The organism is Nocardia pseudobrasiliensis NBRC 108224 (assembly GCF_001613105.1).
GTDB lineage: Bacteria > Actinomycetota > Actinomycetes > Mycobacteriales > Mycobacteriaceae > Nocardia > Nocardia pseudobrasiliensis.
Genome location: NZ_BDBS01000001.1, coordinates 194,235 through 216,331 on the forward strand (window position 1 = coordinate 194,235; position 22,097 = coordinate 216,331).

Consider the following 22,097-nt stretch of genomic DNA (forward strand, 5'->3'; position numbering starts at 1 on the left):
TAGATGATGAGCATAATCTAAAAATGACCAAAGTAGAAGGCGCGGTCGCCCTGGTGACCGGTGGGCAGCGCGGCCTGGGCCGCGCATTCGTCGACGAACTCCTGCTCCGCGGCGCGAGCAAGATCTACGCCACAGCGCGCAGTCCGATCGCGAGCGAGGATCCGCGCGTGGAAACCCTTCGGCTCGAGGTGACCGACCCGGATTCCATTGCGGCCGTGGCGGATCGGGCTACCGATGTGAGCATTGTCGTCAACAACGCCGGGGTCCTGCATCCCGCGCCGTTACTGCTGACCGAGATGGCCGATGTGATCGACACCTTCGAGGTCAATGTCTTCGGCCCGCTGCGCATCGCCCGGACCTTCGCGCCGATCCTCGCGGCCAATGGCGGCGGCGCGCTGGTCGACATTCATTCGGTGCTGTCGTGGAGCGCGGGCGCGGCGGCCTACGGCGCGTCCAAGGCGGCGCTGTGGTCGATGACCAATTCGCTGCGTCTCGAGTTGGCCGGACAGGGGACCCAGGTGGTCGGGGTGCATCTGGGATTCGCCGATACCGAGATGGTCGAGGCGTTCCCGGGGGACAAACTCGTTCCGGAACAGGTCGCGCGAGCGGTGTTCGAGGGCGTCGAGCGGGGCGAGTCCGAGGTGCTGGTCGACGATTTCAGCCGTGACGTCAAGGCGGCCCTGTCCGGTCCGGTCGAGGGCCTGGCCCTGACCATCGATCGCTGAGAGCGAGGCGTAGTCACCATGCCGCTGTGGCAGATCCACCATCCCGTCGGCGCCTACTCCGACGCGGACAAACGTAATCTCGCATCCGATATCACCGCGATCTACACCGCCGTCGGCCTGCCCGCGTTCTACGTGGTCGTGCAGTTCCAGGAGATCGAGGCCGCGAATCTGTATGTCGGCGGGGAGCCCTCCGGCGATACCGTGCGCATCGTCGTGTGGCATCTGGCCCGCCAGGTCGAGGATCCCGATCGCCGCCGGGCGATGACCGAACGCCTCGACGCGACCCTGCGCCCGTATACCGCCGATCGCGGGCTGCACTGGGAATTCCATATCGAGGAGTCCCCGCGCGATCTGTGGATGATCGCCGGGTTCTGGCCGCCCGCCACCGGCTCCGATGCCGAAAAGGCTTGGGCCGCGGCCAACAAGCCCCTGCCGTACTGACAGCGCGGCGCCGCGGATACCGGTGGTATCCGCGGCGTGGCCTGGTCGGAAGGATTCAACGCGCCACCCGAAGCGCCATGGCCAGGAACGCGATCGCTCCGGTATTGGCCAGCGCCCGGGCGATATTCAGCCGCACCCACGGCATTTCGAAGGTGTGCCGGATTCCCGCGAAGTCGTCCCCGGTGAAGGCGGCGAGCTGATTGTTGAGCGGGATATTGCCGCCGAAGGAGATGAAAAGGCTGATCAGATTGAGCGCCAGCGCGGCCAGCACCCACCACAGGATCTGCCGCTGATCCCCACGCAGATGCAGGGCCGCCGCGATTCCGGTCAGCACGACCGAACCCAGGAAGCTCAGCATGAACAGGGGATTGACGATCACGACGTTGATGCGATTCATCACCTCGACGAAGGTGCGATCGTCGACCTGGCGCAGCGCCAGCATGACGGAGGTGCCGTAGGCGTAGTAGACCCCGGCCAGCAGGGCGGTGGAAATGGTCGCGGCCACCAGGGAGATGGTGCCGAGGGTGGAAGAGGCGGTGGCGGAGGCGGTTGTCGCTGTCATGACTAGAAGTACACCGGTTCGCGGGCCGCCCGAACATCGTTGGGACGCTCGCGGACATGCGCCGGAGTCCACGCGTCGGCCTACGATTTCCACCATTGCCGCCATCTACGGCGGGGCCGGGGGTCCGTTTCCCGCGGCTGCCCACTCATCCCGTACGCGTCGACGGCTCGCAACCTTTCGGCCACCGGAGAGTTGGCCCACCAATCTTCCGCGGAATCCCCGTTCTGCTGGCGCAGGTGGAAAGCCTCGTCGTGTCGGCCCACCAATTCGTAGGAGTTCGCGAGGTACTGGCGAGCGTACCGGGTTTTTGGATCGACGAGCCCGTGGACGCGTTCACTTTCGGCGAGCTGCCGTTCCGCGAGATTGATTTCGTCCGCGAGGCGTCCCGCCGATCGGTAAGCGGCGATGAGATGGCTTCGGGCGGAGAAAGTGTCGGAGTGGTCGAGTCCGAGGACGCGTTCGTGGTCGACGAGACTCCGTTCGAAGGATTCGATCGCATCGGTGATTCTGTCCGCCGACCCGTAGGCGATGGCCAGGTTGTGGCGGTTGCGGATGGCGGCGAAAACATCGGATTCCCGGCTGGATTCGTGACCGGCGACGGCCTGCTCGAACTGATGGATCGCCTCGGAGAGTCGCCCCGCGTAGACCAGGGCGGATCGGCTACACCCAGATCGGCCGCGATGCTGGCTAAACCTTCCAACAGTGTGCCGTCGGTTTCGGCGTTGATCCATCCGATCAGACTGTAGGCGCCGCCGGTGAGAGCCGCGCGCGTATACGCGGCGGCCAGCTGGGTTTTCCCCACGCCGCGCATACCGATGACGACCACGGAAACCGTTGCTTCGGTGACGCTTTCGGTCAGCTCGTCCAATTGGTCGCGGGCGACGAAATATGCCGGTTCCGCGGGGATACGTCCGACTACGACACGTTCCGGAGCCGCCCTCCCGGTACCGGATCGGTCGGATTCGAGATGGACGGCGATCTTCTCGGCGCGATTACCGATGAAGGTGAACGAATGTCCCGCGGCAATCGGCGGGTGCGAGACGGGTGGAGGGGCTTACCGCCGCGCCGCCGGAGGGTCCGGCGGATCCTGCCTACCGGCTCGTACGTTCACGATTTCGATGGCGCCGTCGATGGTTCCGTCGACCACCCGGACCCCGGTCCCGGTCGATTCGATCTGTCCGATGCGCAAGGCGTCGGCCTGAATTCGTTCCAGATCCACGCTGACCGCCGCGCCCACCGACGCTTCGTGAGCGCGCACGATCGCGATCAATTCCTGTGCCGCGGAGAACAACTCGGCATCGTCGAGGACTCCGGCATCCTCCAGTTCCTCGGCGAGAACCGCCCGGCGTGGCAGCGAGGCCGGCCGTTCTTCCACCGGAGCCAGATCCACCGCCGGATAGCGGTGCGCGATCATCGTTTTCAGTTTCCGGTAGGCATCGGCGACCACCTGCGTGGCCGTGTCCTTCAACCCCGCCGCGGCGCCGGCCGATACCGCCGCCGCCACGATCGCGGGCAATGACTCCAGCACGCCCAACCCCTCCCGCTCGAACCGCGGACCTCATGCAGACCCACCATGAACAGTACGTCAACGCTACTCGGCCACGAGTTCCGCCCGCGCCTCGACGGTGCGCACAATCGTCTCCGGAACCTTCGTCGAGCCCGGGGTGTAGGTGATCGCCCGCAGAGCGCCGGTGTAGCGGAAGACGCCGCGGCGCTCGCGCAGATCCCAGGAGACCGGGCCGCGGGCGTCGAGGCCGACCGAGATGCCGGTCCAGGGGGCCATGCCGACCAATTGCACCTGATCGAACAGTTCGGCCACCGGCTCGCCGTCGATGTCGAGGGTGAAATCCCACCGCAGTCGCGGGCGCACGGCCGCGGTGACGGTAATGCGTCGCGCGCCGGGCGCGATCGGGGCCGAGGATTCGGCATAGCGGCCGTAGCTGTTGATTCCGAACACGATTCGACCGTTCTCGACATAGAGCAGATAGCCGCCCTGTGGATCGCCATGTGCGACCAGTACGCCCTCGTCGCCCGGGCGGTAACCGTGCAGATCGGCGGTGATCGTGAAGTCGCGGTAGGCGATCAGGCGCTGGGAGCGGTAGCGCTCGAGGGTCGGGGTGCCGGGCAGGATGCGCAGCGGCTCGCCCAGCCGCGCCTCGGCGGGTCGCCGCTGTGCCAGATCCTTGCGGGTCAGCAGTGGGAAGACCGTATTGCGCCAGGCCGCCTCGTCCCAGGCCCGGGCCAGTTCGGCCACCTTCTCCGGATACCGGGCGGCGACGTCGTGCAGTTCGGTGGGATCGCTGCGGACATCGAACAGCTGCCAGTGCGGATCGTCGACATCGTCGCCGCGCTCGTGCAGCGCGAGCAGCTTCCAGCCGTCGCGGTAGAACCCGCGATGGCCGGTCATCTCCGAATACTGCTCGACATGGCGCGACCGCGCGGCCTCGTCGCGTAGCACCTCGGCGGCGGACACGCCGTCGAAGTCCTTGGCGGGCAATCCGTTCCGTACGCCGGGGCGCTCGATGCCCGCCAGTTCCAGCAGGGTCGGCGCGAGATCGGTGACATAGACGTATTCGCGTCGAATCTCGTTCGCGGGCAATCCCTTCGGCCACGATACGATGAACGGCACCCGCACCCCGCCCGCGAAGGTCTGCCCCTTGTAGAACCGGAACGGGGTATTCGACGCTTGGCCCCAGCCGCGCGGATAGTGCACGCCCAGGCGCGCGGTGCCGATCAGATCCTCGTCGTGCGGGACGTCGCCCACCCAGTCCGGATCCTCGACATGGGCGAATTCGGCCAAATAGCTGCGGGTTCCGACCGGGCCGCCCTCGGCGGTGCCACCGTTGTCGGAGGTGAACACGACGATGGTGTTGTCCAGTTCGCCATAGTTCTCGACCACATCGAGCAGCCGTCCGAGATTCTGATCGATATTGTCGACCATGGCCGCGTACACCTCCATGTAGCGGGCGAACCGGCCCTGCTCCTCAGGGGTGAGCGAATCCCATTCCTGCGCTTCGTATCCCGGCTCGGTATTGCGCGGCTTCTGTTCGGTGCCCGCCGGGAACAGGCCCGCGGCCAGTTGTGCGGCGAATCGGCCGCGCCGCAGGCGATCCCAGCCCTCGGCGTAGCGGCCCCGATACTTGTCCAGGTCGACTCGTTTGGCCTGCAGCGGTCCGTGCATGGCGACGTGGGCGAAGTACAGGAAGAACGGTTTGGCCCCGTCGTGGGCGCGCAGCTCCTTCAGATACGAGATGGCCTTGTCGGTGAGGTCGTCGGTGACGTAGTAGTCGCTCGGATACTCCTCGACGTCGACGACCGAACCGTCCGAGATGATCTGATTGGGGTAGTAGAAGGAGTTGAATCCCTCCAGCGATCCGTAATAGCGATCGAAACCGCGCTGTGTCGGCCACGAATTACGATGTGCCGCAGGATTCATCGTCGCGTCTCGCACCAGATGCCATTTGCCCACGGCATAGGTCGCGTAGCCGCCCGCGCGCAGGATCTCCGGCAGCGTCAGCACATCGTCGGCCAGTTCCAGCCGCAGGCCCGGATAGCCCGGATCGGCATTGGCGACGAAGCCGAAACCGGCTCGGTGGGAGTTGATTCCGGTCAGCAGCGCGGCGCGCGACGGCGAGCACAGCGGGGTCGTGTGATAGTTGGTGAGCCGAATACCACGCTGCGCCAGACGATTCAGGGTCGGCGTCTCGATCTCCGATCCGAACGGCCCGATATCGCTGTAACCCATATCGTCCACCAGCACCACGATGATGTTGGGCGCACCCGCGGGCGCGGTCGGCGGCTCGGTCCACGCCGGGGCGGAATCGGCCGTGGTGCGGCCGATCCGTCCGGTGAAGTTCTCGTATCCGCGGGCGTATTCGGGCACAGGCATGTACGTCAGTCAAACCCGCGACATGTCCGATTCGCCAGAATTTCGCGCAGGATGCGCGCAACCGGTGTCGACCCCCGATCCGGCTGTTAGCTTCGCCGCCATGGATTCCGGACGCTGTCGCTGACGCCTGCCCACCGACCGTTCGCATTTCGCAAGGATCTTCGCTTCATGACTCCACCCCTCGGCGGGCTCGACCGTCGGCACTTCCTGCGTGCGGCCCTGGTGACCCTGGGCGCGGGCGCGCTGACCGCCTGCGAATCCGCGGTCGGACAGCAGCGTGCCGCCGGTGACGACAATGCCGCACCCGTGCGCGGCGGCACGCTGAAGATCGGTTCGCCGGTCGATCTGGTGCCCGCCAACCTGCTCACCAATACCGGGGCTACCCCGCTGGTCAACGGCCTGGTGTACGAGACGCTGCTGCGCTATCCACACGATCGACTGGAACCGGCCGCGTCGCTCGCGAAGTCGTGGCAGTTGGCGGCGGACGGGTTGTCGCTGGAACTGGAACTGCGCGACGATGTGGCCTTCCACAGCGGCCGTCCGTTCGCCGCCGCCGATGTCGAATTCTCGCTGCGCACCTACGCCGATCCGAAGTGGTCGGGTCAGCTGAAAAGTACGGCGGCCGCGATCACCGAATTCACCGCGCCCACACCGCATCGCCTGGTTCTGCGCTTCGCCCACCCGCTGGGCAATATCTTCGATCTGCTCGACACCGTGCCGATACTCGACCGCGAGAGCGCCGAACAACTGCCCACCGGCGCGAAATACGTCGGCACCGGGCCGTTCCGATTGGTCGAACGAGATCCCAACACCCGCATCGTCTTCGAGCGCAACGAGCACTACCGCATACCGGAGCGGCCGTATCTGGACCGGGTCGAGGTGCTGGTCATCCCCGACAGCCAGGCGCTGCTCAACTCGCTGCGCTCGGGCCGGGTTGCGCTGGCCAACGGACTCAACTACCGCGACACCGAAAACCTCTCTCGCACAGCGGCGTTCAAAACGATCAACCTCGACGGCGCCGAACTGCAGATGTATGTCGGCGCGAATGTGAGCAATCCGGCGCTGGCCGATGTGCGGCTGCGCCGGGCCGTCGCCTACGCTCTGGACCGCGAACGCGTCGTCGCCGAGGTGTTCCGTGGCGTCGGCTATCCGCTGAACCTGCCGTGGCCGCGGAGCTCACCGGCCTTCGATCAGGCGCGCAACACCCGCTATGCCCGCGATGTGGCCAAGGCGAGGGCACTGGTGGCGGCGGCCGGGAAACCGCCCGTCCTGCCGCTGTCCTACGGCACCGATGTCGGCGCGTACCAGGCGGTCGCGCAGATCGTGCAGGCCAACCTCGCCGAGGTCGGCATCGAGGTCACCCTCGATCCCACCGAACCGTCGGTGGCGGTGAAGAAGCTGATCGGCGGTCAGTATCCGGGCCTGTGGCTGGCCGACCACTCGTGGGCGCAGTTCGTGCCGTCCACGCTGACGGTGAGCGCGTATCCGTTCAACGCGCGCAAGAACTCCTCGCACTACGAATCCGCGGCCTATGTCGGCGCGGCCGACACCGCGTGGAGGATTCCGCCCGGGGCCGATGTCGCGCGGGCCTACGGCGCGCTCAGCGATCAACTGCTCGACGGGCTGTTCCTCATCGAGATCTGCGCCAAACTCCAGCAATTCGCGGCCGCGCGCCGCGTGCACGGGGTGGCTTGGACCAAGCGACGCGAACTCCTACTCACCGAGGCATTTCTGGCATGACCCGATATCTGCTGCGCCGCATACCCTCCGCGGCGCTCGTGCTGTTCGCCGCGTCGGCGCTGATCTTCCTGCTGTTGCGCTGGGTCCCGGGCGATCCGGCGACCGCCCTGGCCGGAGCGGACGCCACGCCCGAAACCGTCGCGGCGATCCGGCATCAGCTCGGCCTGGACCGCTCGATTCCGGCGCAGTATCTGAGCTGGGTAGGGGATCTGTTCCGGCTCGATCTGGGTCGCTCCTATGTGATCGGCGGACGGATCTCGGATCTGGTGACCGACGGCCTGCGCAATACCGCGGTGCTCACGCTGGCGGCGCTGCTGCTGGCGGCGGCGGTCGCGCTGACGGTATCCATCGCGTCCGTCCTGCGACCGAACCGGTGGCTGAACGCCGTTGTGGCGGCGGTCAATACGGTCGCGGTCGCGGTGCCGACCTTTGTCACCAGTGTGCTGCTGGTGCTGGTGTTCGCGATCGCGCTGCCGATCCTGCCCGCCGGGGGTGTTCCGCCGGACGGCTTCATCGCCCGGCCCGATATCGCGGTGCAGTACCTGCTGCTACCCGCGATCTGCCTGGCGCTGCCGGTATCGGCGGCGCTGACCCGATTCCTGACCGAGGCGCTGCGCACCGAATTGGGCAAACCCTATGTGCTGACCGCGACCGCGGCGGGAATTCCGCACGGGCAGATCGTGATTCGCGTCGCGCTGCGCAATGCGCTGCCCTCGGTGGTGACCGCGCTGGGCCTGCAGGCCGGGCAGCTGCTCGGCGGTGCGGTGCTGGTCGAGGCCACCTTCGCCTGGCCGGGGCTGGGGCAGTTGATCGAACAGGGCATCAGCCGCCGCGACTATCCGGTGGTGCAGGTCGTGCTGCTGGTATCGGTCGCGGTATTCGTCGCGATCCAGTTGCTCACCGATCTGGTGCAGGCCTGGTTGGATCCGCGCATCAGGATCGGAGCGCCGTCGTGATTATCGTGGATACCGAACCGGTACAGCGTGATTCGCTGTGGCGTACGTTTCTGCGCGGGCAGGGGCTGCTGGGTGTGGCGCTGGTCGTGGGAATCGCGGCGGCGGGTCTGCTCGCGGGCGTGCTGACGAAATACGATCCGCTGACACAGATCGCGGGCGCGAATCTGGTGGGACCGAGTGCCGACCACTGGCTGGGCACCGATCATCTGAACCGCGATGTGCTGTCACGGGTGCTGCACGGGATCCGAATAGATCTGTTCGTGGCCTTCGTCGGCGTGCCGCTGGGCGCGCTGCTCGGTACGGCGATCGGCGTGCTGGCGGTGGGGCATCCGGCCGCGGATGTGGTGGCGCAGCGGGTATTCGATCTCATCCTCGCGTTTCCGGCGTTGATTCTGGCCATCGCCCTGTCGGCGATCACCGGGCCTGGCGCCCACGCGGTGATCATCGTGATCATCGCCGCCGAGGTTCCGGTGTTCGGGCGGCAGATCCGCACCGCGGTGCTGCGGGTGCGCGAACAGTCCTACGTCGAGGCCGCCACGGTGATCGGCGCGGGACCGTGGTGGACGTTGCGAAAGCATGTGCTGCCCAATGCGATCGAGCCGCTGGCGGTGCAGTTGGCGCTGTCGATGTCGCTGGCGGTATTTCTGGAAGGCGCGATGAGTTTCATCGGTATCGGGGTACGTCCGCCACAGCCGTCGCTGGGGTCCATCATCGCCGAGTCGATTCCGAATCTGGACGCCAATCCGGCGTTCGCCGTGGGGCCGCTGGCGGTGGTCGCCGGGCTGACCCTCGGATTCCTGTTGATCGCACAGGCCCTGGGTCGGGCGAGGAGGATCTCATGAGCGCGACCGATATCGTCCTCGACATCCGGGACCTGTCGGTGCGCTTCGGGGACCGCGCGGTCGTCGACCACATCGCGCTGCGGGTACGGCGCGGGGAAGTGGTTGCGCTGGTGGGGGAGTCGGGGTCGGGGAAGTCGTTGACCGCGCGATCGGTGCTCGGGCTGCTGCCCGAGGGGGCGCGGGCGACCGGCTCGGTGCTACTCGACGGCGTGGAGATCATCGGCGCCGGTGCGGAGCAACTGCGCGCGCTGCGCGGCGCTCGGGCGGCCATGGTGTTCCAGGATCCGCAGACCGCGCTGAACCCGGTGCAGAAGATCGGGACGCAACTGATCCAGGCCCTGCGTGCACGCGGTCGAATTACCAAGGAGCAAGCCAGAACTCGCGCGGTGGAGCTGCTGGAGCTGGTCGATATTCCCGAACCGCGGCGTCGCGTCGACTGGTATCCGCATCAGCTGTCGGGCGGGCAGAAGCAGCGGGTGGTCATCGCGCTGGCGCTGTCGGGCGAGCCGGATCTGCTGATCGCGGACGAGCCGACCACTGCGCTGGATGTCACGGTGCAGGCCGAGATACTCGATCTGCTGCGGGATCTGCGGCGGCGCAAGGGAACCGCGGTGCTGTTCATCACCCACAATCTGGGTGTGGTCGCCGAGATCGCCGATCGGGTGGTGGTATTGCGCGGGGGTCGGGTGGTCGAGCAGCAGCCGGTGCACGGGCTGTTCACCGCGCCGCGGGCGGCCTATACCCGGACGCTGCTGGCGGCCGTGCCGCGATTGCCCGAATCCTGTTCCGGGGCAACGGAGTCGGAGATCGAGGCCAGCGCGGATGCGGCACTCGAGGTTCGCGGACTGGAGGTGGTCTATCGCCAACGCGGGCGGCGGTTCCCGGCGCTGCGCGGGGTGTCGTTGACGTTGGGTCCACGCGAGGTGATCGGACTGGTCGGCGAATCCGGTTCGGGGAAAAGCACCCTGGGTCGGGCCGCGCTCGGGTTGGTGGCCGCCACGGCGGGTGAGGTCGTGCTCGGCGGCACCTCGCTGACCGGGCTGTCCGCGCGAGAACTGCGCGCGATCCGCAAACATGTCGCCCTGGTGCAGCAGGATGTCACCGCGGCGCTGGATCCGCGGCGCACCGTCGAGGAATCCATCGGGGAGCCGCTGGTCGTGCATCGGGTGGCGACGGGTTCGCTGATGCGGGCCAAGGTCGGCGATCTGCTCGAATCGGTGCGCCTGCCAAGAGAATTCGCGCGGCGTCGTCCCGCGGAGCTGTCCGGCGGTCAGCGCCAGCGCGTGGTTCTGGCCCGCGCGCTCGCCCTCGCGCCGCGAGTGCTGGTGGCCGACGAGCCGACCAGCGCCCTCGACGTATCGGTGCAGGCCCAGGTGCTGGAACTGTTCGCCGATCTGCGCGCGGAGTACGGCTTCGCCTGCCTGTTCATCAGTCACGATCTCGCCGTGGTGCACCGGGTGGCCGATCGGGTGGTGGTGCTGCGCGACGGTTCGATCGTCGAATCCGGCACGGCGGCAGCGGTATTCACCACACCGGCCGACGATTACACCCGCGCGCTGCTGGCGGCGGTACCCGATCCGGACGCGGCCCGCCGTCGGGCCGAGCCCTATCCGGCACTCATCGCGTTGAACGGTGCCATATCGAAATAGTCCCGCCAGGCGACGATCTTGCCGTCGCGGACCTCGAAGGCGCCCATCACGGGCAACTCGACCTTGTTGTCGCCGATGACGAAGCGATCGGTGCGCTCGTTGAGCACCATCGCGCCGACCTCGGCCTGATGGTGAACGGTGAAGTCGATATTGCCGAAGTTGCCGAGGAAGCCGTGCAGGAACTCCAGGATCGCCGGTTTCCCGGCCAGCGGGGCCATCGGGACGTTGTGGTAGACGGCGTCGTCACTGAAGTACTCGGCAATGGATTCCGGTGTCCCGCTGCCCCATTCGGCGCAGAATGCGGTGACCAGTTCACCCGGGGTGCTCATGCGTACCTCCATTTCTAGAACGTGTGACAGAATGCCGCCGCACGCGCGCCCGCGCAACCCCGCGTCCCGATGACGGTCACGGGATCGCGCGGTTCACGATCGTGGTCACCAGTTCCGCGGCGCGCTTCTCGTCGAAGATGCCGGGCAGGGTGAGGCGTTCGAGGATGAGCCAGTTCAGGGCCAGGTACATCAGCACGACGGCGTCCTCGTCGCCGGGCATCCGCGATTCGCGGTAGTTGGCGATATTGAAGTCCAGATCGGCGCGGACCCGCTCGGTCAGCAGGGCCTGCAGGTCGGGTCGGCGGGTGGCCTCCAGTCGCAGTTCGAGGATCGCCAGGTAGCCGGTGCGGAAGTGGGAGACGCGGTCGACCACCTCGGTCATGAGTTCGGTCATGGACTCGCGGGTCTGCGGTCCACGCGATTTCGCCATGGCGTCCTCACTGGGGATCAGTCGTTCGTAATAGCGATGCCCCACCTGGACAAGGAGTTCGTCGCGGTTGCGGAAGTAGTTGGAGGTGGTCCCGGCGGGGACCTCGGCCTCCTTGTCGACCGCGCGGAAAGTCAGTCCGCGGGCCCCTTCTCGGGCCAGGACCTCGATCGATGCGTCCAACAGCGCCTGTCGGCGTTCGGGATTCGTGCGCACCACTTGACACCACTCCATCTGTAGTACTACGGTTCAAATCACTTCGCACAGAGTACTACAGATGGGGCGGTAAGAAATGCGAAAGCTCGTCTACTACGTGGGTGTCTCCCTCGACGGTTACATCGCCGGTCCGCAGGGCCAGTTCGACTTCTATCCACTGGCCGACGATATGGTCGCCTGGTTCGGCGAGCGCTACCCCGATTCCGTGCCGACGCATCTGCGCGTGCAACTCGGCCTGCCGGTCGATATGCCGAACAAGGTCTGGGACACGGTGCTCATGGGCCGTGGGTCCTATGAGCCGGGCCTCGCGGTAGGCGCCGAGAGCCCGTTCAACCACCTGAAGCAATACGTCTTCTCCAGCACGTTGAAGCCGGTGGACAATCCGCAGGTCGAGATCGTCGACACCGATCCGGTCGAACTGGTCCGCCAGCTCCGGCAGCGGGAGGGGCTGGATATCTGGCTCTGCGGTGGCGGCAATCTGGCCGGTCAGCTGATCGACGAGATCGACCAGCTGATCATCAAGAGCTATCCGGTGCTCGCGGGTGGCGGCATTCCGGTGTTCTCGGGCGATTTCAAGCCGACGCGGTTCAAGGTCACCGAGCGTCGGGAATTCAGCAGCGGCGCACAGGTTTCCTGGTTCGATCGCGCCTGATCTCGGGCGCGATTCGGCATCCTCACGTTTCACGAAAGGCAGTACCCCTATGCGAAAGCAGCACAGCACCTTCCCGACCCGGGGCAACAAGCAGCGCTTCGTAACTCGGCCCGTGCCGCCGCGCACGGTGACGCCCAAGGGCGGCTGGGCTCGGCACGGCAGGCATGGCGCGCGGTAGCGCCGGACATACCGAATAGTCTGTTGTCGAGGTCGGAAACGGCCGGAGCGGGAGTTACTGGAAATGCGGTTCGATACCGATGTGATCGTCGTGGGCGCGGGCCCAACGGGTTTGATGCTGGCCGCCGAGTTGCGGCTGGCCGGGGTGCGGCCGTTGGTGCTCGAGCGGCAGCCGCGGCCGCGGGACACCCCGAAGGCCGGTGGTCTCGGCGGGCAGATCCTGGAACTGCTGCGGTATCGGGGGCTGCTGGATCGGTTCGAGGCGGCGTGCACGGATCCGATTCCGGCGCCACGGTTTCCGTTCGGCGGTGTGCATGTGGATCTCACGCGGTTGCCGGATTCCCCGATGCACGCGCTGCCGCTGCCGCAGCAGAAGCTCGAGCAGCTGCTCGGTGAGCGCGCGGGTGAACTGGGGATCGATATTCGCCGGGGGCACGAGGTGCTGGGCGTGAGCCAGGATGCCGAGGGCGTCGCCGTGGAGGTGCGCGGGTCGGAAGGCGAATATCGGGTGACCGCTCGCTATCTGGTGGGTTGCGACGGTGCGCGCAGCCGGGTGCGGGAATTCGCCGGAATTCCGTTCTCCGGCACCGTGTATCCGGAGGTGAACCGGCTGGCCCAGATCATCGTGCCCGATTCGGTGACGCGGCTGGACGGCGGTGATCTCGAGGTGCCCGGATTCGGTACGGTCCGTGCGGGTTTCACGCGGACCGAGCGGGGGCTGTTCGGGATGGGGGTGTCGCCGAATTCGGAGGTGTTGTCGGTCTACACGATCGAGGACGAGACGGTCGAATACGACGACGATGTGCCGATGACAGTGGCCGAGCTGCGCGACAGCATCCGCCGTGTGCTCGGCGCGGATCTGCCTGTGGCCCAGACCCATCGGCTGTCCCGCTTCACCTTCAAGGCCCACCACGCGGAACGCTATCGCGACGGCCGCATCCTGCTCGCGGGCGACGCGGCCCACCTGTTCCCCGCCACGGGAGTGGCCCTGAACGCGGGCATGCTCGACGCGGTCAACCTGGCCTGGAAACTGGCCGCCGAGGTCCAGCACCGAGCCCCCGAGGCCCTGCTGGACACCTACCACGCCGAACGCCACTTCGCCGGATCCCGCACCATGCTCCACACCCAGGCCCAGGTGGCCCTGCGCCGTGCCAACGACCCCGCCGGCGAGGCCCTCCGCGCGGTCTTCCAGGAACTGCTCACCGACGAACAGCCCCTACGCCGAATGGGCGCCTTCATCGCGGGCTCCGATATCCGCTACCCCCTCCCCAACCCGACCAACCACCCCCTCACCGGCGCTTTCGCCCCCAACCTCCCCCTACACACCGACGACGGCCCCACAACCATCGCCGACCTCCTCCGCGACGCCCGCCCCCTCCTCCTCATCCCCACCGACCGCCCGGACCTCCACAAGACCGCCCAACCCTGGTTGCCGCACATCGACATCCACCGCATCGAACCCGAAACCCCCGCAGCCGACGCCCTCCTGATCCGCCCCGACGGCCACATAGCCTGGGCCGCAACCGCAGACGACGCCACCGACACAACCGCCACCACCCTGCGAACGGCCCTGTCAACCTGGTTCGGCACCCCGGTCACCACGAAAGCCCCTGCCTGAGAGGGCTTTCCCGCCCGGACGCCACGATCCCGCCGGTCGTTCCTCGGGCTGCCGGGAGGTCCTGCCAATTCCCTCGGTGGTGGCAGACCTTCCCGATTCCGCCGGTGGTGGCAGGGCTTCCGATCCTTTCGGTGGTGGCAGGGCTTTGCGATTCCGCTGGTGGTGGCAGGGCTTCCGATCCTTTCGGTGGTGGCAGGGCTTTGCGATTCCGCTGGTGGTGGCAGGGCTTTCAGATTCCGCCGGTGGTGGCAGGGCTTTCCAATTCCCTCGTCGCCGAGAAGGCTTCGCGGTCTCCCCAGGCCGCCAGGAAGGCTTCTCTTCATAGCCGCTGGGCAGGTTGCCACGTTCCCCGTCGTCCGGCCGTCAGGCCGGGCGGCGGGGTGAATCATTCTGGGAGAGGTAGGAATTCGACCAGGGCGTGGTCCGGGGAGTTGGGTGGGACTATGGCCAGGCCGGTGCGGTGGAGGAGGCCGGCGAGGTGGGCTGTGCGAATGGTGGGGTCGCCGGACCAGGTCCCGTCGGGGAGGGGGTGGACGGGGATGAGGCGGGGGACCGGGCCGGTGATGCTGGCGGCGTTGGCCAAGGGGATGAGGAAGGGATGGGTGGGGGTGCGGGCGGTGCGGCCCTCGACGATGGCGGGGGCGAGGGCGGCGAGGGTGGCTATGGCGGCGTAGGGGTTGCCGGGGAGGCCGAGGACTGCTGTGCCGGTGGGGGTTTCGGCGACGACCGTGGAGCCGCCGGGGCGCAGGTGCAGGCGGTGGACCAGGATGCGGGCGGCGGTGCGGGCCAGGGCGTCGCGGAGCTGATCGGCCGCGCCGCCGCCGGTGGCGCCGACGATGACCAGGAGATCGCAGTCGGAGGCGGCCGCGAGCACCTCGTCGAAACCATTCGGTGTGTCGCGCAGGTGGACTCGCTCCGCGGCGTGAATTCCGTAGCGGGACAGGATCTCCGGCAGCACCGGCCCGATGGAGTCCCGAGTCTGTCCGGTGCGCAGCGGGCCCTCGCTGCGAATCTCGTCGCCGGTCATGACGATTCGCGCCCGCACGGGTCCGCGCACCGCGAGCGCGGCCACCTCGGCCGCCGTCGCCGCCGAGATCAGCGGCGTCGACACCGCCGTCCCGGCCTCGGCAATCAGATCGCCGGGCTGCCAATCCTCGCCGCGGCGGCGCACATCGTCGCGAATCGGGGTGTCGGGCAGCCGGTGCAGCAATTCGCCCTCGAGGCGGACGAATTCGTCGCGGACCACCGTCGTCGTCCCCTCGGGCACATGCGCCCCGGTGGCGATGCGCACCGCCTCCCCGCCGGTCAGCCCCACCGGCCGCTGCCCGCCCGCGAAACCGACATCGTGGCGCAGCCGCCACGGCCCGTCCCCGGCCACGGCGTAACCGTCCATCGCGGAGACGTCGAATCGCGGCAGCGCCTCGGCGGCGGTCAGGGGCATCGCCAGCGTCGCATCTCGCGCCGAACGCAGCGGCGTCTGCCGGACCGGCAGCCGGGAAAGTTTGTCGCGCAGAATGTTCCGGGCCTCGTCGAGTGTCAGCGGCGCGGTCCGGGCGCGCGCCCGGCGCACATCGTCGGGAGTATCGCAATCGGTGACCCCGGGCAGCGCCACCATGACGGTATCCACCGGAACCAGCGCCTTCATCGGCTGATTGACCAGCGAGTCCAACCGATCCAGCCCCGACAGCAGCGCCTCGCGCCGCCACACCCCGACCAGATACTGCGGCCGCCCGGTCTCATCGGCCGCGAATACCGCCGCGGCATCGGCGGCCACGGCCTGCCCGGCCAATTCCTCGATCGCCTCGGCGGTCAGAAACGGCATATCGGCGGCCAGCACCACTATCAACTCGGCCGGAAAATCGCACTCCTCCAGCGCGCGCAGCCCGGCCGCGATCGCCGCCACCGGACCGGCCCCGGCGGGCACCTCCTGCACCTGACGAATCGACGGCGACAGCTCCGGCCGATGCGGCCCGACCACAACCGTGCGCACACTCGAGGCCACCGCGGCCAGCGCCGCCTCCAGCATCGAACGGCCGCCGACCACGATGCCGGGCTTGTCCACCCCACCCATTCGGGTGGCTCGCCCGCCCGCGAGCACGATCGCGTCGACCGTGGTCACGAGCCGTCACCCCGCACGTTGATCATGGCGCCGATGGTAGGCGATGCCGGTCAGTCGCTTCGCGCACGCAGCAGACGGAACTCATAGGTCTCCGGATCGGCCAGCATCACCGACCGGGTGGCGCCCGGATGGGATTCGTTGGGCCGCACCGCGATCGCGCCCGCCGCGCGCAGCAGTTCCAGATCGGCGGCCGGATCGCCCGCGGTGCAGGACATCAGCTCCAGCTGCAGCCTGCCGCGATCACCGGCGTCCGCGACGCGCAGGAATTCCAGCCAGGGACCCTGTCCGGTCGCGGCCCTGATTCCGCTGATCTGCCCGGCGTCGTGGGTCACCGGCCAGCCCGACGCCGCGGACCAGAAACGGGCCAGTCGCGCCGGATCGCGCGTGTCGATGACGATCGCGGCGACCGCGCCGGTATCGACGTACTCCTCCCGCGGTTCCAGCACGCAGAATTCGTTACCCTCGGGATCGGCCAGCACCGTCCACGGCACCGCGCCCTGCCCGATATCGATCGACCGCGCGCCCAGTGACAGCGCCCGATCCACCTGCACCCGTTGATGATCCAGCGAGCGACTGGCCAGATCCAGATGGATGCGATTCTTCCCGGCCTTGGGTCGCCCGCTCGCCCGGAAGGTCAGCGCCACATCGGGCGCGTCCGGATCGGGCGCGGCCACCTCGACCTCGTCGGCACGCTCCAGCGCGACCTCCCACCCCAGCAGTTCCGCCCAGAACCGAGCCACGGACCGCGGCCGGTCCGCCTCGAAGACCACGCACGCCAGACGGGTGGACATACCCCCACCGTAATCGCCCGGCACGCCCTCAGAAGCGAAATCGCGCCGCCGCCAGATCGACCCGATCGCCGCGGATCGGACACCCCTCCTCGGCGAGCCGCTGCAGTTGCCGGTTCATCAGATGCGGGGCGGGGGCGCCGTTGGCGCGCAGCACCCGATGCCAGGGCAGATCGGCGGAGTCGGTGCGCATGATCCAGCCGACCGTGCGCGGGGTGGACAGCCCGGCGGCCGCGGCGATATCGCCGTAGGTGGAGACGCGGCCGGGCGGAATCGCGGCCACCAGTTCGCGGACCCGTTCGATTTCGGCGTCGGTGGTCGCCATCTCAGAGCGCCGCGCGGATGACGGCGGCCGTCTCGGCCGGACGGGCCTGGGAAACCATGTGGTCGCAGTCGAATTCGTGGATCGTCAGCCGATCGCCCAGATGTTCGGCCAGCGCCGCGCGCAGTTGGGGGGTGAGGATCGGCGATTTCGTCGCGTGCACCAGCACGGTCGGCAGCTCGGCGGGCGGCAGCACGATCTCGCGCGCGAGCTGGCCCCAGTAGGAGATGATCGCGGGCAGGCTGATCCGCCAGGCGACCCGGCCCGAGTCGGTCGGCGTCAGATGCTCGGCGAGTTCGGCGTCGAGCAACCGCGATTCGACCTCGGCCCAGGCCGTCTCGAGCTTGTCGTGCCTGGCGGCCTCGACGTCGGCGTAGTCGGGATGATCCAGGATGCTCCGCGCGATCTCGAACATATCCGTGGGATCCATACCCATCGCCGGATCGAGCAGCACCAGGCCCCGCACCAGCTCCGGATGCCGATGGGCGAGGTGCAGCGCGGTCGCGCCGCCGAAGGAATGCCCGACCACCAGGGCGGGCTCGCCGTCGAGCAGCGGCACGAGATCCTCGGCCACCGCCTCGAGCGTCCACGGCGGCAGCGCCGAGGAACGGCCGTGCCCGCGCAGGTCGGGCGCGATGATGCGCAGCTCGGGCAGATGTTCTTCGGCCAGCGCCGCCCAGCGCCGGCCGTGCCCGGTCAGACCGTGCAGTGCGAGGACGAGCGGTCCGTCGGCCGGGCCGAAACGATGGACGTTGACATCGGTCACCCGTTCATTGTGCCGATGGGGTCCGACATTCGCCGTGTTCGTGAGCATGCTCCTGGGTAACGGCGTGATCCTCTGCGGCAATCTCGCTGCGGTGAAGTCGGTTTCGGTGACCTTTGTCAAGAAGGGTGATCCGGAACCGGCCCGTATCGATGTCGCCGCATTGCTGAAAAAGGCCGAGGGGATGGTGCGGAACATGCGTCGGGTGGTGGTGCTCGGCGGGGAGATGTCGGGGCCGTCGGGCATGATTGTCGCCTGAGCCACAACGACTTCGGTGGTCGAGTGCGACTATTTCGAAAGTGTGTTCGAAATGTCGCATTGGTCGAGTCATGTCTTGATCGGGGGCATTGGGCTCCCTATCACAGATCAGCCACTTTCGGTGTCAGCGACACAGTTGAGGGGGCGGGAATGTATTTCTGTCGGAGGCGTCTGTTGAAATAGCCGCCGTGATGCGATCGGATAGCTCGGTGCGACTGGTGCGCCGCGGCGAGACGGCTCCCCGCCTGCGGGAGTGGGGCGCCGATGTCCGGACGTTGTTCGTGGGTGGGGGTATTGATCCCGGTTGGCGGCCGTGGCAGGTGCTCGGCGGGCCGGGGACGGGGAAGACCGCGCTGCTGATCGATGTCGCCGCGGATCGGATCGCCGATGGCGCGGATCCGGAATCGGTGCTGGTGCTGACCCATTCGAAGGGGGCGGCGCTGCGGGTGCGCAATGCGATCGGGCGGCAGTTGGGTGGAGTTCCGGGCGCGACCCGGGAGCCGTTGGTGCGGACCGTGCACTCCTATGCCTTCGCGATCCTGCGCATGCACGCCGCCGCGCACGGCAATCCGCCGCCGCGGCTGCTCACCGGCGCCGAACAGGATGTGGTGCTGCGCGAGATGCTGCGCGGCGAACTGGAGGACATCGCCGCCGGGTCGGAGGATCTGTGGCCGCAGCGGCTGCAGCCCGCCCTGGGCACGCTCGGCTTCGCCGAACAATTACGCGATCTGATGTTGCGATCGACCGAACGCGGCCTGGGCCCGGAGGATCTGGTCGAATTGGGGCGGCTGCACGATCGGCCGGAATGGGAAGCGGCGGGTCGCTTCCTGGAGCGCTACGAACAGGCCATGCTGTTGCGCTGGTCGGTGGGTATCGAAGCGCCCGAGGCCACCGCGCCCGCGCTGGATGCGGCGGAATTGGTCGGGGCGGCGCTGGACGCGCTGGCGATGGATCCGCGCCTGCTCGATGCGGAACGGGAGCGCATTCGCTGTCTACTCGTCGACGATGCCCAGCATCTGGATCCGCTTGCGGCGCAGTTGGTCCGGGCGATCGGCGCCGGTTCGGCCGTGACCGTGGTGGCGGGCGATCCGGACCAGGCGGTATTCACCTTCCGGGGCGCCGAGCCGCGTTTCCTCGCCGATCTCGACGCGCCCGCGGATCGGCGAATCATCCTGCGCGACAATCGGCGTTCGGCCGTGGACGTGCACGAGGCGGTGGCCCGCATCGCGGCCCGCATGTCGGGCAGCGCGCCGCACCGATTCGATCCGCGCGAGACCACCGACTCGCCGACCGCCCCCGGCGACGTGCAGGTGCGCGTACTCACCACCCCGGCCAAAGAGGCGGCCATGATCGCCGACCACCTCCGCCGCGCCCACCTCACCGACGGCATCCCCTGGTCCGATATGGCCGTCATCGTCCGCTCGGTCCCCCTCTCCCTCGCCCCCCTGCGCCGCGCCCTGCTGGCCGCGGGGGTCCCGGTCCTGCAGCCCAAACCGGATGTCCCCCTGGCCCGCCGCCGAGGGGCCACCTGGATGCTGCTGTCCCTGCGCGCCCTCCTCGCGGGCGACCGCAACCCGGACCTGTTCACCGCCGACGACGCGCTGGACCTGCTGACGGGTCCGCTGGGTGGCGCCGATCAGATCAGCCTGCGCCGCCTGCGTCGCGGTATCCGGCGGACCTTGTTGGAACGGGCTCGGTATCACTCGGAGGACCCTCGCGCCTTCGACGGCGGCCCTCGGGCCGGGGACGGTGTGGAAGTCCTTGTCGGGGATCGTGAGCGGCGGGGCAGTGTGGTGGATGAGGAGTTTTCGGTGGAGGGGGAGTGGGTTGGGGATTTGGATCGGTCTTCGGCCGAGGTTTTGCGGGAATTGATTGTGGGGGTGGGGGATCGGGGGGTGTTGGAGCGGTTGAGCGATGTGGAGGGTGCGCCGTTGCGGCGGGTTCTGAAGGCATTGGGGCGGGGGCGGCGGGTGTTGGGGCGGGGAGCCGGGGTCGAGGATGTGCTGTGGGGGGTGTGGACGGGGTCGAACCTCGAGAAGCGGTGGGTGGGGCAGTCCGAGCGTGGGGGTGCGGTCGGGATGCAGGCCGATCGGGATCTCGATGCGGCGGTGGGGCTGTTCGACGCGGCCGCGGCGTATGTGGATCGGTTGCCGGGGGCGACCATCGAGGGTTTCGTGGAATATCTGGAGCAGCAGGAGATTCCGCAGGACACCGCGCCGCTCACCGATCCGGGAGACGCCGTGGCCATCGTCAGCGCGCACGCCGCGGCCGGACGCGAATGGGACGTGGTCGCCGTCGCCGGTGTGCAGGAGGGCATCTGGCCCAATCTGCGTCCGCGCGGCACCCTGCTCGGCATCGAGGATCTGGTGGATCTCGTTGCGGGCGTGTCGGATTCGGGCGAGCGGGTCAGCCGTGCGGCCCCGATCCTCGCCGAGGAGCGCCGCCTGCTGCTGCTGGCCTGCAGCCGCGCCCGGCGGTCGCTGCTGGTGACGGCCGTCGAATCGGTCAGCGGCGACCGCGATCTGGTGCCGTCGCGCTTCCTTGCCGAACTCGATCCGGACGCCACCCCGGGCGAGGCCGGTCGCATCCCGGCCCCGGTCGACCCGGGCCGCGCCCTGGTCATGCAATCGCTGATCGCCGAATTACGCAGTGCCGCCTGCGATCCCGAAGACGACCCGGACCGCCGCGAACGCGCCGCCCGGCAACTGGCCCGCCTGGCCCGCGCCGGAGTCCGCGGCGCGCATCCGGATCACTGGTACGGCACCGCGGAGATGAGCTCACAACTGCCGCTCTGGGACGATGAACAGGGCCCGGTCGCCCTCTCACCCTCGACGGTCGAACTGCTCAAAACCTGCCCCTTGCGCTGGGCCCTGGAACGCCACGGCGGCAGCGACGGCGACAATCCGCACGCGGTGAAGGGCAATCTGGTGCACACCCTGGTCCAGGCGCTCGCGGGTCAGGTCACCGAGATCCAGGTCAAGGCCGCGCTGGTGCGCGCGTGGAAGGCGATCGACCCCACCTCCACCGACACCGGTCCGCACAGCTGGCATTCCCGCCAGGAACTGCGCCGCACCGAGACCATGCTCGATACCTTCCTGGCCTGGCTGCGCAACACTCGCGACGAGCTCACCCAGATGGGCGTCGAGGTCCCGGTGGACTGCGTCCTGCCCGCCCGCGGCCCCGGCGAACATCCGGTGCGCATCCGTGGCCGCGTCGACCGGGTGGAGCGAGATGCCTTCGGCCGCTTCGTGATCGTCGACGTCAAGACCGGTAAGACGCCCATCTCCAAACAGGCCGCCCAGGATCACGCCCAGCTGGCCACCTATCAGGTCGCCGCCGCCACCGGCGCACTCGACGACGGCTCGGCCGATGCCGAGCCGGGCGGCGCGCGCCTGGTGTATGTCGCGAAGCCGAGCAGTAAGGAGGGCGCGACCCAGCGCCTGCAGTCGGCTCTGGACGACGAGGGAATCGACCGGTGGCGCAACACCATCCACGATGCCGCCGCCGCCACCCGCGGCCCGAGCTATCTGGCCATGCGCAACGACGGCTGCCGACACTGCACGGTGTCGGGCGCGTGCCCCGTTCAGGACACCGGCCGCCAGGTGACCGATACGTGAGCGGCGC

General features: G+C 68.2%; 21 protein-coding genes. 11 read left to right on the forward strand and 10 right to left on the reverse strand.

The genetic code is table 11. From position 1 onward, the window contains the following. The first annotated feature begins 23 nt into the window (after positions 1 to 23). Both NP4_RS00905 and NP4_RS00910 read left to right on the forward strand, forming a co-directional pair. A complete protein-coding gene (locus NP4_RS00905) occupies positions 24 to 725 on the forward strand; it encodes an SDR family oxidoreductase (RefSeq protein ID WP_067990347.1) in 702 nt (233 codons plus the stop codon). Between the two features lie 18 nt (positions 726 to 743). Next, a complete protein-coding gene (locus tag NP4_RS00910; protein ID WP_067990350.1) occupies positions 744 to 1,166 on the forward strand; it encodes a tautomerase family protein in 423 nt (140 codons plus the stop codon). Positions 1,167 to 1,221: 55 nt separating this feature from the next. On the opposite strand, the gene NP4_RS00915 is transcribed toward NP4_RS00910, so the two are convergent. The 4 genes from NP4_RS00915 to NP4_RS00930 form a co-directional block, all read right to left on the reverse strand. Next, entirely contained in the window at positions 1,222 to 1,728 is a 507-nt protein-coding gene (locus NP4_RS00915) for an anthrone oxygenase family protein (RefSeq protein WP_067990352.1), read from the reverse strand. An 80-nt stretch (positions 1,729 to 1,808) separates the two neighbouring features. Continuing rightward, positions 1,809 to 2,459, reverse strand: coding sequence for a tetratricopeptide repeat protein (locus tag NP4_RS43245; protein ID WP_082875399.1), 651 nt, complete (start codon positions 2,457 to 2,459; stop codon positions 1,809 to 1,811). Between the two features lie 323 nt (positions 2,460 to 2,782). Beyond that, positions 2,783 to 3,256, reverse strand: coding sequence for a Het-E N-terminal domain-containing protein (locus NP4_RS00925; protein WP_067990359.1), 474 nt, complete (start codon positions 3,254 to 3,256; stop codon positions 2,783 to 2,785). Positions 3,257 to 3,319: 63 nt separating this feature from the next. After that, positions 3,320 to 5,617 carry an arylsulfatase gene (locus NP4_RS00930; protein WP_067990362.1) on the reverse strand — a complete coding sequence of 766 codons (2,298 nt, stop codon included), beginning with the start codon at positions 5,615 to 5,617 and terminating at the stop codon, positions 3,320 to 3,322. Between the two features lie 168 nt (positions 5,618 to 5,785). Between NP4_RS00930 and NP4_RS00935 the strand changes: the two genes are divergently transcribed. The 4 genes from NP4_RS00935 to NP4_RS00950 are packed head-to-tail and all read left to right on the forward strand — an operon-like array spanning position 5,786 to position 10,804. Beyond that, positions 5,786 to 7,357 carry an ABC transporter substrate-binding protein gene (locus NP4_RS00935; RefSeq protein WP_067990365.1) on the forward strand — a complete coding sequence of 524 codons (1,572 nt, stop codon included), beginning with the start codon at positions 5,786 to 5,788 and terminating at the stop codon, positions 7,355 to 7,357. Next, entirely contained in the window at positions 7,354 to 8,313 is a 960-nt protein-coding gene (locus NP4_RS00940) for an ABC transporter permease (RefSeq protein ID WP_067990368.1), read from the forward strand. Before NP4_RS00935 ends, NP4_RS00940 begins: the two co-directional genes overlap by 4 nt. Further along, on the forward strand, positions 8,313 to 9,155 hold the full coding sequence (locus NP4_RS00945; protein WP_067990553.1) for an ABC transporter permease: 843 nt from the start codon (positions 8,313 to 8,315) through the stop codon (positions 9,153 to 9,155). The genes NP4_RS00940 and NP4_RS00945 overlap by 1 nt, the downstream gene beginning before the upstream one ends. Then, positions 9,152 to 10,804 carry a dipeptide ABC transporter ATP-binding protein gene (locus NP4_RS00950; RefSeq protein ID WP_067990371.1) on the forward strand — a complete coding sequence of 551 codons (1,653 nt, stop codon included), beginning with the start codon at positions 9,152 to 9,154 and terminating at the stop codon, positions 10,802 to 10,804. Before NP4_RS00945 ends, NP4_RS00950 begins: the two co-directional genes overlap by 4 nt. On the opposite strand, the gene NP4_RS00955 is transcribed toward NP4_RS00950, so the two are convergent. Together NP4_RS00955 and NP4_RS00960 are read right to left on the reverse strand one after the other, a co-directional pair. Then, positions 10,762 to 11,133, reverse strand: a complete 372-nt coding sequence (locus NP4_RS00955) for a limonene-1,2-epoxide hydrolase family protein (RefSeq protein ID WP_067990552.1) — start codon at positions 11,131 to 11,133, stop codon at positions 10,762 to 10,764. The genes NP4_RS00950 and NP4_RS00955 overlap by 43 nt on opposite strands. A 76-nt stretch (positions 11,134 to 11,209) precedes the next feature. Beyond that, positions 11,210 to 11,779, reverse strand: coding sequence for a TetR/AcrR family transcriptional regulator (locus NP4_RS00960; RefSeq protein WP_062514636.1), 570 nt, complete (start codon positions 11,777 to 11,779; stop codon positions 11,210 to 11,212). A 73-nt stretch (positions 11,780 to 11,852) separates the two neighbouring features. On the opposite strand from NP4_RS00960, the gene NP4_RS00965 reads away from it, so the two are divergent. The 3 genes from NP4_RS00965 to NP4_RS00970 all read left to right on the forward strand — a co-directional run bounded on the left by NP4_RS00965 (position 11,853) and on the right by NP4_RS00970 (position 14,223). Continuing rightward, the gene (locus NP4_RS00965) at positions 11,853 to 12,428 is read left to right on the forward strand and encodes a dihydrofolate reductase family protein (RefSeq protein WP_067990374.1); all 576 of its coding nucleotides are present in this window, start codon (positions 11,853 to 11,855) and stop codon (positions 12,426 to 12,428) included. A 49-nt stretch (positions 12,429 to 12,477) separates the two neighbouring features. Continuing rightward, positions 12,478 to 12,606 (forward strand): hypothetical protein, encoded by a 129-nt coding sequence (locus tag NP4_RS42290; protein WP_255285347.1) that lies wholly within the window; start codon positions 12,478 to 12,480, stop codon positions 12,604 to 12,606. A 63-nt stretch (positions 12,607 to 12,669) separates the two neighbouring features. Next, complete coding sequence (locus tag NP4_RS00970; protein WP_067990377.1) at positions 12,670 to 14,223, forward strand: FAD-dependent monooxygenase; 1,554 nt, start codon at positions 12,670 to 12,672, stop codon at positions 14,221 to 14,223. A 385-nt stretch (positions 14,224 to 14,608) separates the two neighbouring features. On the opposite strand, the gene NP4_RS00975 is transcribed toward NP4_RS00970, so the two are convergent. From NP4_RS00975 to NP4_RS00990, 4 genes are read right to left on the reverse strand one after another with little or no spacing between them, the layout of a single operon-like run. Then, positions 14,609 to 16,342: an NTP transferase domain-containing protein gene (locus NP4_RS00975; protein WP_082875400.1), complete on the reverse strand. Its 1,734-nt coding sequence runs from the start codon at positions 16,340 to 16,342 to the stop codon at positions 14,609 to 14,611. Between the two features lie 50 nt (positions 16,343 to 16,392). Continuing rightward, complete coding sequence (locus tag NP4_RS00980) at positions 16,393 to 17,133, reverse strand: VOC family protein (protein ID WP_067990380.1); 741 nt, start codon at positions 17,131 to 17,133, stop codon at positions 16,393 to 16,395. Positions 17,134 to 17,161: 28 nt separating this feature from the next. Beyond that, positions 17,162 to 17,455 carry an MGMT family protein gene (locus NP4_RS00985; protein WP_067990383.1) on the reverse strand — a complete coding sequence of 98 codons (294 nt, stop codon included), beginning with the start codon at positions 17,453 to 17,455 and terminating at the stop codon, positions 17,162 to 17,164. A 1-nt stretch (position 17,456) separates the two neighbouring features. Further along, positions 17,457 to 18,218 carry an alpha/beta fold hydrolase gene (locus tag NP4_RS00990; protein ID WP_114755472.1) on the reverse strand — a complete coding sequence of 254 codons (762 nt, stop codon included), beginning with the start codon at positions 18,216 to 18,218 and terminating at the stop codon, positions 17,457 to 17,459. 40 nt (positions 18,219 to 18,258) lie between these two features. Here NP4_RS00990 and NP4_RS00995 point away from each other — a divergent pair, with 40 nt between their 5' ends. Both NP4_RS00995 and NP4_RS01000 read left to right on the forward strand, forming a co-directional pair. After that, complete coding sequence (locus NP4_RS00995; protein WP_147287807.1) at positions 18,259 to 18,474, forward strand: hypothetical protein; 216 nt, start codon at positions 18,259 to 18,261, stop codon at positions 18,472 to 18,474. Positions 18,475 to 18,664: 190 nt separating this feature from the next. Further along, positions 18,665 to 22,090 carry an ATP-dependent helicase gene (locus NP4_RS01000; protein WP_082875401.1) on the forward strand — a complete coding sequence of 1,142 codons (3,426 nt, stop codon included), beginning with the start codon at positions 18,665 to 18,667 and terminating at the stop codon, positions 22,088 to 22,090. Positions 22,091 to 22,097: the final 7 nt, after the last annotated feature.

Coding starts and splice junctions, on each gene's coding strand:
- NP4_RS00970 (WP_067990377.1), top strand. CDS start 12,670: ATGCGGTTCGATACCGATGTGATCGTCGTGGGCGCGGGCCCAACGGGT.
- NP4_RS00935 (WP_067990365.1), top strand. CDS start 5,786: ATGACTCCACCCCTCGGCGGGCTCGACCGTCGGCACTTCCTGCGTGCG.
- NP4_RS01000 (WP_082875401.1), top strand. CDS start 18,665: ATGCGATCGGATAGCTCGGTGCGACTGGTGCGCCGCGGCGAGACGGCT.
- NP4_RS00950 (WP_067990371.1), top strand. CDS start 9,152: ATGAGCGCGACCGATATCGTCCTCGACATCCGGGACCTGTCGGTGCGC.
- NP4_RS00955 (WP_067990552.1), bottom strand. CDS start 11,133: ATGAGCACCCCGGGTGAACTGGTCACCGCATTCTGCGCCGAATGGGGC.
- NP4_RS43245 (WP_082875399.1), bottom strand. CDS start 2,459: ATGGATCAACGCCGAAACCGACGGCACACTGTTGGAAGGTTTAGCCAG.
- NP4_RS00910 (WP_067990350.1), top strand. CDS start 744: ATGCCGCTGTGGCAGATCCACCATCCCGTCGGCGCCTACTCCGACGCG.
- NP4_RS00905 (WP_067990347.1), top strand. CDS start 24: ATGACCAAAGTAGAAGGCGCGGTCGCCCTGGTGACCGGTGGGCAGCGC.
- NP4_RS42290 (WP_255285347.1), top strand. CDS start 12,478: ATGCGAAAGCAGCACAGCACCTTCCCGACCCGGGGCAACAAGCAGCGC.
- NP4_RS00980 (WP_067990380.1), bottom strand. CDS start 17,133: ATGTCCACCCGTCTGGCGTGCGTGGTCTTCGAGGCGGACCGGCCGCGG.
- NP4_RS00930 (WP_067990362.1), bottom strand. CDS start 5,617: ATGCCTGTGCCCGAATACGCCCGCGGATACGAGAACTTCACCGGACGG.
- NP4_RS00915 (WP_067990352.1), bottom strand. CDS start 1,728: ATGACAGCGACAACCGCCTCCGCCACCGCCTCTTCCACCCTCGGCACC.
- NP4_RS00965 (WP_067990374.1), top strand. CDS start 11,853: ATGCGAAAGCTCGTCTACTACGTGGGTGTCTCCCTCGACGGTTACATC.
- NP4_RS00985 (WP_067990383.1), bottom strand. CDS start 17,455: ATGGCGACCACCGACGCCGAAATCGAACGGGTCCGCGAACTGGTGGCC.
- NP4_RS00940 (WP_067990368.1), top strand. CDS start 7,354: ATGACCCGATATCTGCTGCGCCGCATACCCTCCGCGGCGCTCGTGCTG.